Raw genomic sequence first — 15,199 nt, 5'->3', positions numbered from 1 at the left:
TTTACAATTTATCTTGAAGTACAAAATAATATATTAAACTAGCCCCTAACAAATAAACCACTGTGCCTACCATAAATGATCTAAAGTGTATTTTAAATGGTATTTTTTTATTGAAAATTGGGCCTAATAGTAAATTACTTATCGCCAATACAATCGGTCCACCCAAGAAAAATAAAATTAAATATCCACTCATTTAATTAATCTCTATTTTTCTCAAAGTATGTCGTAATGATTTCTTCACCGGTTAAATCTTTTCCAGTAAATGCCACTTCGCTAAAATCTTGTTTTTCTGTCATTGTATTTGTATTGACGATAACATCTAAACCAGCTACAACTGCAGCAGTTGCACCATTAACTGAGTCTTCAATCGCTAAACAATTTCCTGGATTGTAATTAAGTTTTTGAACAGCAGTGAGGTATGGTTCAGGGCTTGGTTTAACCGCTTCAACATCTTCTCGACCTACAACGATATCGATATAATTGCTTAATCCTAGACTTTCAAATGCTGGTTTGATATCAGCTCTATAGCTACTCGTCGCAATCGCCATTGGTATATGACATTTTTTGCAATAATCCATTAACTGTTTCATTGCATCAATGATTGGCAAATCAACGCTCGTGTTATTGTGTTCAACATAAATTTCATGCTTATTTTCTTTGCCTAATTGACCTTCTAAATAATGATGTAAATCCGTTGCGGCTCCCCCAATAGATTGACGATAAAAATCCAATGTTATTTCAGTTAAATTATGTTTTTTTAAGTGTTTATTAATGATTTCAAATAGATGTCTTTCTGTATCAATAATCGTGCCATCAAAATCGAATACGACTGCTCTATACATCATATATCCTCCTCTGTCCACTTGTTTTGTTAAATTATATTAATGCTAGCTTATCATATTTTAATTTTGAAATATGTATTTTCGGTTTTAAAATGGTAATATCCCAATTAAAAGCTCACTCCAAATTTGAAGTGAGCTTATTATATATACTTCTAGTGTATTATCGTTTATTCCAATATTTTGCTAAAATCGGTCCGGTAATATTGTGTACCAAACTAAATACTGCTCCTGGTACTGCCGATAAAGGACTAAAATGTACGGTAGCCAATGTTACTGCTAACCCTGAATTCTGCATTCCAACTTCAATCGAAACAGCTTTTTTATCAGCGCGTTCCAGTTTAAATATATTTGCTAATGTATATCCAACTACATAACCAACAATGTTATGTAATATGACTACTGCAAAAATGAGCAATCCTGTTTCTAGTATTTGTGATTTACTCCCACCTACTACTGAAGCGAGTATGAGGGAAATAGCAATTACAGAAACGATTGGCAATGCAGTTGCAGACTTATCAGCGAATTTTTTAAATACTTTTTGTAATATAAAACCAATCGCAATAGGGATAAGTATCACTTGCACAACTGACCAAAACATACTGATAAATGAGACTTGTAACCATTCATGTGCGAATAAATAAATTAATGCTGGCGTTAAGAACGGTGCAAGTAACGTAGAGACACTTGTAATAGCTACAGACAACGCAACATTTGCATTTGCTAAATAACTCATAACGTTACTTGATGTTCCCCCTGGACAACACCCAACTAATATCACACCAATTGCAATTTCTGGTGGTAATTGAAATAATTTAGCAATTAAATAGGCTGCTAAAGGCATAATTGTATATTGTAAAACCACACCAATTATTACGCACTTAGGCGATTGAAATACAATTTTAAAATCTTTAGGGTCAATGGTTAACCCCATACCCAACATTACGATACCAAGTAAATATGGTACCCAACCACTTAACGTAGCTAACTGAGTTGGAAAAATAAATCCAATTATTGCAGCGATTAACATCCATATCAAGAATGTGTTTGTTGCAAATCGACTCACTTTTGATAACATCTCTCAACACTTCCTCTATGTATTAATAAAGAAAAATGTATCACACTTTAAACGCCTATACAACTGAATTTTCAAAATATTCTAACTTTTGTAAATACAATAATATCAAACTCAAAAATAATTTCTAACTTCGTTCTAAAGACCTAGTGCCAACATTTTAAAAGAGTGGTACAATTTAATAGAAATAAAAACTTGTATAATTTTAAGTGTAAAGAATATTATGATTAATATCCATATGACACTTTATATAGATATGGAGGTATAATATGTTTTTAGATAGAACGGAAACTTTTGTGTTAAATATAGGTGGACTTAACAAACGCGCCACACGAAAAAATTTAACTAAATTATGTAAGCAAATTAATTTTTGCAACTCATTCAAGTTTTCAATTTTCAAAGAAAATAGCTTGTATGCATTAAAGGTCAACTTACCAAAATACCAGTTACCATATATTATTAGTTTTCTTAGCTTTCATAATTATTTAATTTATCAAATTATAGAAAGTAATCATTCTGAAAAGTTATTAGATCTTGATCATTTATTGTTATCTTCTAAACGTTTTGAACTGACTATCGATGGGCTTTACGACGCTTTTGTCAAAGATAAAGTTATTGATATTTTGAACTTAATCAATCAAACGGAGCATATTACATATACCTTCAATAGAGATAAAATAAATGTTTCTTGTTCTCCTAAAGTTTTCGCGAAACTCATCCAAATGGTTGCTACTCATAACATTGATGTACTTGGTGCAATATACCAACCACGATTAATGAGTAAAGCTAGGATTTCGTAATTCGTTTATATAATGAAACACAGCCCGTATGGAACCGTTCCATACGGGCTGTGCTTATTTTTTATTATTTATTTAATCTTGCTCTTCTTCGTTAACGATGTTTTCAAAAGCTTCTCTTACTTGTGGTACTGACATACCAACAACGACTTGGACATTTTTACCACTTTTAACTAATCCGTGTGCCATTTGATTATGCGTGAAATAACCACTATCTTCTACTTTATCTATATCATTCACTGTTAATCTTAAGCGTGTCGTACAATTTGTTACGTCCTTGATGTTTTCTTTACCGCCAAGGCCTTCTAAATAATAATTTGCTTTATCTTCGAATTCATTACCAGTAGATGTTGTGTTTGCTTTGTCATCACTACCTTTTTTACTCTTATAATCATTTTTACTATACAACTTCACGTCTTCTTCGTCTTTCTTGCGACCAGGAAGTGGAATATTGAATTTTAAAATTAAGAATCTGAATAAGAAATAATAAATAGCTGTAAATACAAGACCAATAATGATTTGAATTACATATGTTAACCAATGATTTTGTGCTAAAGGTATCCAATTCGTAGCAAAGAAGTCTAATAGACCGCCACCAAAGTTACCTACGAGGCCAAATCCATACATAAGTGTATCCATTGTTGCAGCTAATAATGCGTGCAATACAAATAAATAAGGTGCAATAAATAAGAATGTAAATTCTAATGGCTCTGTAATACCTACAACTACAGCAGTTAATGTAGCTGGGATAAGTAACGCTGCAATTTTTTTCTTATTCTCTTTAGGTGTTGTTGAATACATTGCTAATGCAATACCTATCGAACCAAATACTTTACCATTACCCTGTAACATAAATCCATAAGGAAATTGTTCTTTCAATGGCTTTGTACTCGTCGCAAATTCATTTACATGCGCAAACCATTCTGCTTTTAATCCGTGGTTTACCACTACCGGGCCTACTTCAATTGGTGCATAAATAAAGTGATGTAAACCAGTTGGAATAAGCACTCTTTCTAAGAAGTGATATAGCCATACTCCAATGTAACCTGATCCTATGATAAATCCTTGTAATGAAGAAATGCCACCTTGAATCGTAGGCCAAACAATACATGTTATTAATGCAATAGGTAACATAACAAAAAACGAAATCGTTACTACAAATGTTAACCCTTGGAACACACCTAACATTTCAGGCAGTTTCTTACTATAGAACCTATTATGTATCCATGTCACAATGCTAGAAATTATGATACCACCTAAAATATTGGTATCTAACGTTTCGATCCCAGCAATTGCTTTGAGTCCAGTAACATTCTCGACACCTTTTTCCAAATTAGCTCCAAATGTATGTGGCCATTGCGTGAGAATAGCGTTAATAAATGTATTAAACATTAGATAACCCATTAACGCTGCTAGTGCAGCATGACCAGGTGCTTTTTTAGCTAAAGAAAGTGGCAACCCGACAGCAAATACAATTTCCATGTGATCGAATATTACCCAACCACCAGATTCTACTACGGACCATATTCTAAACCAAGTCGTCCCATCTTCTGCAATACTTCCCATTATTGCAGGATTTTTAAATAATGTAGCAAACCCTAAAACAATACCGAAGAAAGCAAACATCAATACTGGAACTATCATCGCACTCCCAAATCGTTTAATTGCGTTCATAGAAATATACCCCCAAATACTATTAAATTTAGATAACTTACATTCAAATACTTATATGTAAATTTATCATTTTTAGATACGTTTGTTTCAAATCTTATCTCAATACTAAAGGAAACGCTTACATATAAGCAATGGTTTGACTACATTACGAATAGTTTTGTATAATCAGATTATATTTCCAAAACTTGAAAATATTTTCATGAAGTGCGAGGTTATCATATTGTTTTTAGATGAACGCGTTAATAATAACTTTAATAAATTAAATGAGAATGACTTACATATTGCTCATTTTATCAATACACATACGACAGAATGTAAAACCATGAAAATTCAAGACTTAGCAGAATTTACACATGCTTCAAATGCAACTATTCATCGTTTTACGCGTAAATTAGGTTTTGATGGTTATAGTGACTTTAAATCTTACTTAAAGTTTGAAACTGAAAAATCTCATAATCTCCCTTCCGACTCTATCGAGGGATTCAAACAAGACGTCGAAAATACTTTTACATATTTAGAACGTATCGATTATAATCTTGTCACTGATAAAATCAACGAAGCAGAGACCGTCTATTTGTATGGAACAGGTGTCGCGCAAATGAATGTAGCCCAAGAAGCGCAACGTATTTTGTTAACAATTCATAAAAATATTATTGTATTACATGATGTACACGAATTTAAAATGGTACTTAATAGAACTACACCTACAGATATTTTCTTCATTATTTCTCTTTCTGGTGAATCTCATCAATTATCAGATATCACCAACTTATTACAGTTACGTCAAAAATATTTTTTCTCCATTACTACTTTAAATGATAATACACTTGCTCAAAAAGCTAATTATAATATTTATGTTTCTAGCAACACATTTTATCTTGCTGACGGTATAGATTATTCAAGCTTTATAAGTTATCACATATTTTTCGAAACATTATTGCGGAAATTTAATGAGCGCATAGAAAAAGGTGAAATTATATCGTAATAATTCACCTCCTTTATCCTGAGCTTACTTTTGAAATATAACTACACATCTCTATGTTCAAAAACCCTTACCCTAATCCATTAGCATATACTTATGGATTGGGGTAATTTCAATTTACCTTAACTTGATTTCATATGGGACATCTGTAGGTACAATACGAGGTAAAATTTACAAGCTAGGATTTGTGCCCTACAAGTAAGTATGAAACATTTATTGTAAAGTAGATATTATACTTGGTGGAAAGCGTAAAAAAACTGTCAGCAAAGCTAAAACTTTGCTAACAGTTTATATTTAAAATATCTTATTAAATATTAAAGGTCTGATTCAAATTCTTCTAATACCACTTGTAATTTATCAAATAATATTTCGAAACCATGCGCAGTAGAATCATGATATTCTTTTTTCTTCTGCTTATATTCCAGTATTGTATATCTACGTTCTTTTGGCACAAAAGCTTTATAATTAAAAATCATTTGAGCAATGCCCGCTTCTCTTTCGAATATTTCAATTTCAATGGTATCTTCAGAATCACTTAACTCTGGCATACCAATTGTCATGACGATATATTCATATGGCGTTAACGTAATAAAAGAACCTTTTACTACATTTTCTTTCCCTTTACGAACGTCAACAATTTCATAACTTCCATTTTGTTCAGCGTTAATATGAATTGATTTATTTGTTCTATCTGTTGTCATAAACCATTGTTTAAGAAAACGTTGATCTGTCCATGCTTGATATAATAATTCTGGTTCAACTTTAAATAGTCGTTCAAGTCGTATCTCAACGTATTCATTTTCAACATTATATTTACCCACGATTGTTCACCTACTTTCACTCTTAATTCTATTCTAACCTATTCTACAAGACTTCTAAACAATAATCCTATGAATCATAAAATGTTCTAGTCTTTATTTTAAAACGTTCAGCTTCTATATTTTATCGTCAATAGTCAGTAAACGTCAAAATTTTAAACGTCACTTTCGCAAAAACATGTATTTAAGTACTTTTTATAAACTTACTGTATATCAAAGCATAATAAAAAGGGAGGTTCATCAGATACAAACACTGCACTGATTCGCCTTCCCTTTTAACCCCTTATTTCTTATTTAATCTTGGTAAGTTAAAGAAGATTGCAACCAAACCACAAACGCCCAAAATCATTGGATAAATAGAGTAGGGTAATAACTCAAATGGGGATATAGACGCCACGCCTGCTGCTGCAATTAACTGCGGGCTATAAGGTAAGAGCCCTTGGAAACAACTCGCAAACATATCCAAAATACTTGCCGATTTTCTTGGATCTATATCATATTCTTCTGAAATTTCTTTTGCTAATGGGCCAGACATCAGTATCGATATCGTATTATTCGCTGTTGAAATATCCGCTGCACTGACTAACCCAGCTATACCTAATTCTGCGCCACGTTTCGATTTCACTCTATTACGAACAAAGTGAAGTAACCATGTGATACCGCCGTTATGTTGAATAAGCGCTACGAGGCCTCCGATAAGTAAGGCAATCATCGCAATATCTTCCATACCAATAATACCTTTTGAAATGGACTCTAATAAGCCTGTCCAACCAAATGATCCATCTATAAGGCCGATTATTGCTGATAATGCGATACCACCGATAAGTACAATAATTACATTAATACCAATTAATGCTAATATTAGTACCATTAAATAAGGTAAGACTTTGATAATATTATAATCATAACTTTTACTTGCATCAATTTGTGCTCCATTTGTTAAAAACCACAAAGCTATAATCGTAAATATAGCACCTGGCAACACAATTTTAATATTCACTTTAAATTTATCACTCATTTTTGTCTTTTGAGTACGTACGGCAGCGATTGTTGTATCTGAAATCATTGATAGATTATCGCCAAACATTGCACCACCTACAACTGTAGCCATTGTAATAGCTGCTGAGACGTCTGTTGCTTGACTCAATCCAAATCCAACAGGTGCTATTGCTGCTACTGTACCTACAGATGTACCCATTGAAAGCGAAACAAACATACAAATAATAAATAAGCCTACGATAATTAAATTCTCTGGAATAAGTGACAGTCCTAAATTAACTGTAGATTGTACGCCGCCCATGTCTTCAGTAGTTTGAGAGAAGGCACCAGCCAGTATAAAGATGAGCATCATTAAAATAATATTTGAATGACCCGCGCCTTTTGTGAAGACTTCCACTTTTTTATGAAACGTTTCTTTTCTATTTAAAATCAAAGCTACAATAGATGCTACTAAAATAGCTACATTTAAAGGCATTGTTGAAAAATCTCCTGTACCAATACCTACACCTAAAAATAAACCTACAAATACGAGCAATGGAATCAATGCCCAAGCATTACCTTTCTTTGTCTTCTCCATACAAAACCAACTTTCTATAAGGGTAAAAGCGTGAAATTTATTCCCCGCTATTTCTTTGTGTTTCTTTTTGAAAATAAAAAAACTCTTTTCTATTGAAGAAAAGAGTAAACGTTGTGTCTTCGTTCTTATCTTCTAGCATACATCTATGCTACTGGAATTGGCACACGCATCATCATGTTGCCGAAGCATCGACGGGCCAGTCCCTCCACTTCTCTAGATAAGTTATTAAATTGTTTTATTACAGTATATTTTAACTGTAATTCGTGAAATACTGATTTAGCTTAATACGTTAAAGCACGTTTGTCAACATTACTTTGCAACCATACGATATTTTCAACAAGTGTAACACCCTTATTCAGTAGGTCGCACAATCGTAAATGTTTCTCCTAAAGATGCATAGTCATTGCCAGCTAAGCGAGAAATAGCTGTTAACGCTTGGGTATCAATTTTACTGTCTTCAAAGTATACATCATCATCGATATGGAACATAACGACTTCACCAATAATTAAATCAGAACCTTCTTGTGGATCCCCTAATGGAATAATTCTGTTTAATTTACATTCCATACGGATTTTTGCTTGTTGTATTCCTGGCACAGAAACAAGTTCTGAATCAATATATGTTAAATTTGTTCTTTCTAGCTCATTACTTGTACGTTCTATTGGTGCTGCTGTTTTATTAACTTCTTCAACTATGGTTTCATCAGTAATATGAACGACAAATTCTTCGGTTTCTTCAATATTGACTGACGTGTCTTTTCGTTTACCTTCTGAGCGTACAGTAGAAATCATAATCATTGGCGGTGCGCTATTCACTATATTAAAGAAACTGAATGGCGCTGCATTTAAATGACCTGACTTGTCTTGAGAAGTAACAAATGCAATCGGTCTTGGAATAATACTCCCACTCAGTAATTTATAATTTTGTTTTTTAGAAAGTGTATCTGCTTTAAATTGTTTCATATTGTATTATCATACCTTTCAAAAAATAAAAGCTAGATAATCTCATAGAGATTTCTAACTTTTGATATCATTAGTCTAACTGAGTTCCGCCTGTTACACCATAAACTTGCCCAGTCGTATAACTCGATTCTTCGGCAGCTAAATGTACATACACTCCTGAAAGTTCAACAGGTTGTCCTGCTCTACCTAATACTTCTTTTTGACCAAATGTAGGTATTTTAGATTGTGGCTGGCCACCAGATATTTGTAAAGGAGACCAAAACGGCCCAGGTGCTACACAATTCACACGAATACCTTTAGCACCTAATTTCTTCAGATAAACTTTTAGTTAATGAAATGATTGCTGCTTTTGAGGCTGCATAATCATGTAAAATTGGATTTGGATTATATCCTTGCACTGATGAAGTCGTCGTAATTGTAGCACCCGGTTGTAAATAATCTAGTGCTTTTTGAACTGTCCAAAATATAGGATAAACGTTCGTTTCAAATGTTTGAGTAAATGAAGCTGTATCAAAACTTTTTAAATCATCTCTGTATTGTTGATGTCCTGCTACAAGGGTTACATTGTCTAAACCACCTAGTGCATTATAAGCTTGCTCTACTAAATCATAGTTAAATTGTTCATTTCGGAGATCTCCTGGTATTAAAACAGCTTTTCTACCTGCTGCTTCAATCACTTCTTGTACTTCTTCGGCGTCTGTTTGTTCTTCAGGAAGATAATTTATCGCTACATCTGCGCCTTCTTTTGCATACGCTATAGCTGCTGCTCTTCCAATGGCAGAATCTCCACCCGTCACCAACATTTTATAATTTGTTAATCTGCCATAACCAATATATAAAGTTTCCCCACAATCTGGTTTAGGTTCTAATTCTTTTTGTAAACCAGGAACCGCTTGTTCTTGTTTTGGAAAATCTTCACTTGAAAATTTTGTTCTCGGATCTTGGGCTGCCATAATACAACACTCCTTAAATAATTATTATATCTTTACATTACCCAAATTTTATAGGAGTTAATACATATATAAAGTGTTTGGCAACTTATACTTCGTTCAATAATTTTTGCACAAATGTAACAAAATACTCAGGTACTTTTTCTAGAATACGTTCATCTGGGTCATACTTAGGGTGATGTAAATCATATTCACTATTCGACCCAATAAATGCAAAGACGCTTGGGTATTTATTTGAAAAACCAGAAAAGTCTTCCCCAATTGTTAAAGGTTTATCCATAACTTCTACATTATATCCAACTTGTTTCGCTACTTCGATAGCGTCATCCGTTAATTTCTCATCGTTTTTAACGGCGCCTGGTAAACGATGATATAGTGTTTCTATTTCGACATCAAACGCTTCTGCAAGCCCATTTCCAATTGCTCTAAGTCGTTCTTCAATATAAACACGTTTATCTTCATCAAAGCTTCTTACAGTACCTTGGACATATGCTTGATTAGCGATGACATTCCATGTATTCCCACTAGATACTTCACCTATAGTTACAACTGCGCTATCAAAAGCAGATAGATTTCTACTCACAATCGATTGAACACTGTTAATTAATTGTCCTAGAACGATGACAGGATCATTACCCTGTTCTGGTTTAGCAGCATGCGCGCCTGTGCCTTTTATTTTAAATTCAAAACGATCTACAGATGACGTAATTACACCAGGTTTCACTGCAAATTCACCCACGTCTAACGACGGATAATTGTGATAGCCTAACACAGCTTTTGCACCATCAATCGCTCCTGATTCAGTGATATGTAGTGCACCATAACCCAGTTCTTCTGCGGGTTGAAAAATAATACGGACACGCCCTTTTAATTGACTTTCAATGTCTTTAAGTCTTGTTGCTACGGCTAAAATACTGGCCATGTGTATATCATGTCCACATGCATGCATAACGCCTTCATTTGTTGAAGTGAATTCATGTACCACTTGCTCATGAATAGGCAAAGCATCAATGTCTGTTCTTACAGCTACGAATGTTTCACCTTGTCCTACTTCAGCAACTAAACCAGTCTCTAATGGTAAATCAATTATTTTAATATCATACGCTTCTAATATTCGTTTCAATCTTTTTGTCGTCTCATATTCAGCATCTGAAAGTTCAGGGTATTGATGTAAAGTTCTTCTCCAATTCACGTAATCTTCATATTGTGGCATTATATGTCACGTCCTTTCTTATTAATAAAACGGAAAATCATGTAATAACTTATCGTTACAACAACGACGCCTAATGCAAGGTTATTCGTAATTAAAATAAGCAATACAGTAGATATAATTAAAGTACTATTTAACAAAGGTGCTTTGCGAATGAATGGCACCGTTCGTCTATCAAATGTACCAAGTGAAATTGTGATCAACACAGTAGCTAACACTGCCATAGGTATTCGTCCGATAATTTCTCCAAATATAAATAAACAAATCAATAAAAAACTGCCTGTGATGAAAGTAGACACCCTCGAATTTGCACCCATAGCTATGTTAAAGCGCGATTGTCCAACAAGTGCGCTACCGCCAAAACCTCCAAACAAGCCAACGATAAAGTTTGCAATGCCTTGACCAATAGATTCCTTATTCTTATCACTAGTTGTCGAAGTTACAACATCAACCATTTGTGCTGTTAACGTCGTTTGGATTACGGCTACGATAGCCATTGCTACACCATAAAGTAATGCAACCATCACTATATTCAAATCACTCATTTCATTTGGTATGGAAGGTATTGGCATTTTTATATGTATTGAAGCCATATCAGAAACATATTGAATGTTTGGCTTAATCACTCCCGCAAGTAGCGTCAATATAATAATTGCTATTAAAGGTGCTGGTATAAGTTTGATATATTGCCCTGCAAGCCAAATAATAAAGAATGAAGCTATTGCAAACACATATGTCGAAGCTGAAATATTAAATATATGCTTTAATTGGGATGTAAACAATAATAAACCTAATGCATTCATAAAACCAATAACAACACCCGTAGGTACAAAGTTTAACAATTTATTTATGTGACAGTATCCTAATATGATTTGTATGACGCCCATAAACAATGTAGCTAAAATAAGCGCTTTTAGACCATGACTTGCCATTAATGGTGCAACTACTAGCGACACACCACTACTTGGCGCTGAGACCATCAACGTTCTATTGCCAGTAAAGCTCAACACGAGCATCATCAAACCAGTACTTAACATGCCTATCGTTGGACTTACGCCAGCGATGAAAGAGAATGCAATTGCGCCTGGAAGTAATGCAAGGGCAAGTAATATACCTGTGAGCATATTTTGACTTAAATCCCCGCTCCATTGTTTAACATAAGTAGTTTGCCCCACATTCGATGTCACCTCCCATGTATGCTTTAAATAACATGGTACCATAATTGTCAAAATATTTAATCAACTCAAACTTAATTAATTTACACTTAAAAAAGAAGAGTGAACTTGAAAAAGAGCTTTACATTAGCTCTTTTCAAGTTCACTCAATTCACAACAATATAACAATTAAATCTGAGACATACGTATATACCCCAGACTCAATATTATTAGTTATTTAATTTAATTTGGTTATCAACAAGTATTTGACCATCTTTGATTACTTTTTCAGCATGGTTTATACCATAATGATACGGAATATACTCATGGTTTGGTGCATCCCAAATGACGATATTGGCTTTGTCACCTTTATTAATTGTTCCAGCATCAACATCAATTGCTTTCGCTGCATTCACTGTAACAGCATTCCAAATCTCATTCGGTGATAATTTTAATTTCAACGCAGCAATCGACATCACAAGTTGTAAGTTGTTTGTCACACAACTCCCTGGATTAAAGTCTGTTGCAATTGCGATAGCTCCACCATTATCTAACATACCTCTAGCATCTGCGTATTGCTCCTTACCTAAATAAAATGTGGTACCTGGTAGTAATACAGCTACTGTATCGCTATCTTTAAGTTTCGCTTTACCTTCTGTACTTGACGCAACTAAATGGTCTGCAGAAATTGCACCTTCATCAATTGCTAATTCTAGACCACCTAATGGATCAATTTCATCTGCATGGATTTTAACATCAAAACCTAAATCTTTTGCTGCTTGCATATATTTTCTAGATTCTTCTACTGTAAATACGCCTGTTTCGCAAAAGATATCTGCAAAATCAGCATACTGTTTAACTTCAGGTAGTAAATCAATCATTTCTTGTAAAAAAGCTTGATTAGATTTCGCGTCTTTTGGTACTGCATGCGGACCTAAGAAAGTATGTTTCATATCTAAGTTATATTTTTCTGCTAAACGTTTGGATACACGTAGTTGTTTGAGTTCACTTTCTTTATCTAAACCATAACCACTCTTACTTTCAACAGCTAAGACTCCATGTTGTATCATCGTTAACAAATTCTTTTCAGCTTTATTAAATAGCTCTTCTTCAGTTGCATTTCGTGTAGCTTCTACTGTGGATAAAATACCTCCACCTTGCTCAAGTATTTCTAAATATGAAACGCCTTGTCTTTTAAGCGACATTTCATGTTCTCTTGAACCGCCATGCACTAAATGAGTATGTGCTTCAACAAGTGATGGTGATACAACTTTCCCTGTAGCGTCGATTGTTTCCTTCGCCTCATACTCATCTGTATGGGCACCCGAGTAAACCACTTTGCAATCTTTAACAACAACCGTTCCATTTTCAATGATTTCTAATTCGTCTAAATCTTTTCCTTTTAAAGGACGCTCTGTAGATTTTGGTAAAATTAATTCTTTAATGTTTTGAATAATTAAATCGTTCATTTTATATCTCCTTTACCCGTAATCATTGGAATTTTTACACCTTTTTCTTTAGCAACATTAATTGCTGATTCATAACCTGCATCTGCATGTCTTACAACACCCATACCCGGATCTGTCGTTAATACACGTCCTAAGCGACGATCTGCGCGTTCTGAACCATCAGCGACAATGACCATACCAGCATGTAATGAGTAACCCATACCTACACCACCGCCATGATGGAACGAAATCCACGAGCCACCAGCCGCTGTGTTAATTAAAGCATTTAATACTGCCCAGTCTCCCACAGCATCTGAACCATCTTTCATACCTTCTGTCTCACGGTTTGGACTCGCAACAGATCCTGAATCAAGATGATCACGCCCGATAACGACCGGTGCAGAAATTTCTCCGTCACGAACCAAACGATTTAAGGCTAAGCCCATTTTGGCACGTTCTTCAAAGCCCAACCAAGCTATACGAGAAGGTAATCCTTGGAATGCAATTTTTTCTTGAGCTAAATCTAACCAGCGAATAAGCTTTTCATTATCTGGGAATAGTTTTCTCATTTCTTCATCTGCACGTTCGATATCTTTAGGATCTCCACTTAAAGCTGCAAAGCGGAATGGCCCTTTGCCTTCACAGAATAAAGGTCTAATATACGCTGGTACAAATCCTGGGAAATCAAAAGCATTTTCTAAGCCATTATTATATGCAACTTGTCTAATGTTATTCCCGTAATCAAAAGCAACTGCACCATTTTTTTGGAATCCAATCATTAACTCAACGTGTTTTCTCATTGAATCTTGCGATAATGCAACGTATTCTTTAGGGTCTTTATCACGTAGTGCTTTTGCTTCCTCTAAGGAATAACCTTGTGGAATATACCCGTTCAATGGATCATGTGCACTTGTCTGGTCAGTAACAACATCAATTTTAAATCCTTTATCTAAAATGGCTCTGTGTGTGTCTACAGCATTACCAACAAGTCCGATAGATAATGGTTTGCCCTCTTGTCGTGCTTCTTCGGCTAAACGTAATGCCTCATTTAAGTCATGTGTCTTCACATCGCAATAACGCGTTTCTATACGTTTATCAATACGTGTCTCATCAACATCTACACCAATTACAACACCGCCATTCATTGTAACAGCCAATGGTTGTGCACCACCCATGCCACCTAGACCAGCTGTTAAAGTTACTGTTCCATTTAACTTGCCATCGTAATGTTGATTAGCAAGCTCACCAAATGTTTCATAAGTACCTTGAACAATACCTTGGGAACCAATATATATCCAGCTACCCGCTGTCATTTGTCCATACATCATTAACCCTTTTTTATCTAATTCGTTAAAGTGATCCCAATTTGCCCACTCAGGTACAAGTACGGAATTTGAAATTAATACACGCGGTGCTTCTTCATGTGTTTTAAATACAGCAACTGGTTTTCCGGATTGTACTAACATTGTTTCATCCGCTTCTAATGAACGTAACGTCTCTTCTATCGCTTCAAATGCTTCCCAGTTTCTAGCAGCTTTACCAATACCGCCATATACAACTAAATCTTCAGGACGTTCAGCTACTTCTGGATCTAAGTTGTTATACAACATTCTAAGCACTGCTTCTTGTTCCCAACCTTTACATTCAATATCTAAACCTTTTTTTGCTACTATTTTTCTCATGAAAATCACTCCTCATTTTAATTAATTAATT

General features: G+C 34.4%; 13 protein-coding genes, 1 pseudogene and 1 riboswitch. Of the genes and pseudogenes, 2 read left to right on the top strand and 12 right to left on the bottom strand.

What is annotated here, in order from left to right; translation table 11 throughout:
• Position 1 precedes the first annotated feature (1 nt).
• From SOJ_RS04400 to SOJ_RS04390, 3 genes are all read right to left on the bottom strand, one after another.
• Entirely contained in the window at positions 2-193 is a 192-nt protein-coding gene (locus tag SOJ_RS04400; protein ID WP_002506888.1) for a hypothetical protein, read from the bottom strand.
• Between the two features lie 4 nt (positions 194-197).
• Complete coding sequence (locus tag SOJ_RS04395; RefSeq protein ID WP_002506887.1) at positions 198-842, bottom strand: HAD family hydrolase; 645 nt, start codon at positions 840-842, stop codon at positions 198-200.
• Between the two features lie 160 nt (positions 843-1,002).
• Entirely contained in the window at positions 1,003-1,917 is a 915-nt protein-coding gene (locus tag SOJ_RS04390) for a bile acid:sodium symporter family protein (protein WP_002506886.1), read from the bottom strand.
• Positions 1,918-2,183: 266 nt separating this feature from the next.
• On the opposite strand from SOJ_RS04390, the gene SOJ_RS04385 reads away from it, so the two are divergent.
• On the top strand, positions 2,184-2,714 hold the full coding sequence (locus SOJ_RS04385; RefSeq protein ID WP_002506885.1) for a hypothetical protein: 531 nt from the start codon (positions 2,184-2,186) through the stop codon (positions 2,712-2,714).
• A 72-nt stretch (positions 2,715-2,786) separates the two neighbouring features.
• Here the strand turns inward: SOJ_RS04385 and SOJ_RS04380 are convergent, their stop codons facing one another.
• Complete coding sequence (locus SOJ_RS04380; RefSeq protein WP_002506884.1) at positions 2,787-4,385, bottom strand: alpha-glucoside-specific PTS transporter subunit IIBC; 1,599 nt, start codon at positions 4,383-4,385, stop codon at positions 2,787-2,789.
• A gap of 220 nt (positions 4,386-4,605) precedes the next feature.
• On the opposite strand from SOJ_RS04380, the gene SOJ_RS04375 reads away from it, so the two are divergent.
• On the top strand, positions 4,606-5,370 hold the full coding sequence (locus tag SOJ_RS04375; RefSeq protein ID WP_002506883.1) for a MurR/RpiR family transcriptional regulator: 765 nt from the start codon (positions 4,606-4,608) through the stop codon (positions 5,368-5,370).
• Positions 5,371-5,681: 311 nt separating this feature from the next.
• On the opposite strand, the gene SOJ_RS04370 is transcribed toward SOJ_RS04375, so the two are convergent.
• The 8 genes and pseudogenes from SOJ_RS04370 to hutU all read right to left on the bottom strand — a co-directional run bounded on the left by SOJ_RS04370 (position 5,682) and on the right by hutU (position 15,168).
• Complete coding sequence (locus SOJ_RS04370; protein WP_002506882.1) at positions 5,682-6,188, bottom strand: SRPBCC family protein; 507 nt, start codon at positions 6,186-6,188, stop codon at positions 5,682-5,684.
• Between the two features lie 280 nt (positions 6,189-6,468).
• Positions 6,469-7,761 carry a Na+/H+ antiporter NhaC family protein gene (locus SOJ_RS04365; RefSeq protein WP_002506881.1) on the bottom strand — a complete coding sequence of 431 codons (1,293 nt, stop codon included), beginning with the start codon at positions 7,759-7,761 and terminating at the stop codon, positions 6,469-6,471.
• Between the two features lie 122 nt (positions 7,762-7,883).
• Positions 7,884-7,985, bottom strand: a riboswitch (SAM riboswitch).
• Positions 7,986-8,112: 127 nt separating this feature from the next.
• The gene (locus tag SOJ_RS04360; RefSeq protein ID WP_002506880.1) at positions 8,113-8,724 is read right to left on the bottom strand and encodes a flavin reductase family protein; all 612 of its coding nucleotides are present in this window, start codon (positions 8,722-8,724) and stop codon (positions 8,113-8,115) included.
• Between the two features lie 70 nt (positions 8,725-8,794).
• Positions 8,795-9,677, bottom strand: a pseudogene (locus tag SOJ_RS04355) (SDR family oxidoreductase).
• 85 nt (positions 9,678-9,762) lie between these two features.
• Positions 9,763-10,887, bottom strand: a complete 1,125-nt coding sequence (locus tag SOJ_RS04350; protein WP_002506877.1) for an amidohydrolase — start codon at positions 10,885-10,887, stop codon at positions 9,763-9,765.
• Positions 10,887-12,059 (bottom strand): SulP family inorganic anion transporter, encoded by a 1,173-nt coding sequence (locus SOJ_RS04345; RefSeq protein WP_002506876.1) that lies wholly within the window; start codon positions 12,057-12,059, stop codon positions 10,887-10,889. The genes SOJ_RS04350 and SOJ_RS04345 overlap by 1 nt, the downstream gene beginning before the upstream one ends.
• A gap of 209 nt (positions 12,060-12,268) precedes the next feature.
• Entirely contained in the window at positions 12,269-13,507 is a 1,239-nt protein-coding gene (hutI, locus tag SOJ_RS04340; RefSeq protein ID WP_002506875.1) for an imidazolonepropionase, read from the bottom strand.
• Entirely contained in the window at positions 13,504-15,168 is a 1,665-nt protein-coding gene (gene hutU / locus SOJ_RS04335) for a urocanate hydratase (protein ID WP_002506874.1), read from the bottom strand. The genes hutI and hutU overlap by 4 nt, the downstream gene beginning before the upstream one ends.
• Positions 15,169-15,199: the final 31 nt, after the last annotated feature.

It is taken from the genome of Staphylococcus sp. OJ82 (assembly GCF_000294465.1).
Taxonomy (GTDB): Bacteria; Bacillota; Bacilli; order Staphylococcales; family Staphylococcaceae; genus Staphylococcus; species Staphylococcus equorum.
Note: the sequence above shows the minus strand (reverse complement) of the source record. Positions and strands in the feature narration are given on the sequence as shown.

Bases quoted from the DNA above. Each gene is read 5' to 3' on its own strand.
- SOJ_RS04385 (WP_002506885.1), top strand. From the start codon at position 2,184: ATGTTTTTAGATAGAACGGAAACTTTTGTGTTAAATATAGGTGGACTT.
- SOJ_RS04390 (WP_002506886.1), bottom strand. From the start codon at position 1,917: ATGTTATCAAAAGTGAGTCGATTTGCAACAAACACATTCTTGATATGG.
- SOJ_RS04350 (WP_002506877.1), bottom strand. From the start codon at position 10,887: ATGCCACAATATGAAGATTACGTGAATTGGAGAAGAACTTTACATCAA.
- hutI (WP_002506875.1), bottom strand. From the start codon at position 13,507: ATGAACGATTTAATTATTCAAAACATTAAAGAATTAATTTTACCAAAA.
- SOJ_RS04400 (WP_002506888.1), bottom strand. From the start codon at position 193: ATGAGTGGATATTTAATTTTATTTTTCTTGGGTGGACCGATTGTATTG.
- SOJ_RS04380 (WP_002506884.1), bottom strand. From the start codon at position 4,385: ATGAACGCAATTAAACGATTTGGGAGTGCGATGATAGTTCCAGTATTG.
- hutU (WP_002506874.1), bottom strand. From the start codon at position 15,168: ATGAGAAAAATAGTAGCAAAAAAAGGTTTAGATATTGAATGTAAAGGT.
- SOJ_RS04365 (WP_002506881.1), bottom strand. From the start codon at position 7,761: ATGGAGAAGACAAAGAAAGGTAATGCTTGGGCATTGATTCCATTGCTC.
- SOJ_RS04360 (WP_002506880.1), bottom strand. From the start codon at position 8,724: ATGAAACAATTTAAAGCAGATACACTTTCTAAAAAACAAAATTATAAA.
- SOJ_RS04395 (WP_002506887.1), bottom strand. From the start codon at position 842: ATGTATAGAGCAGTCGTATTCGATTTTGATGGCACGATTATTGATACA.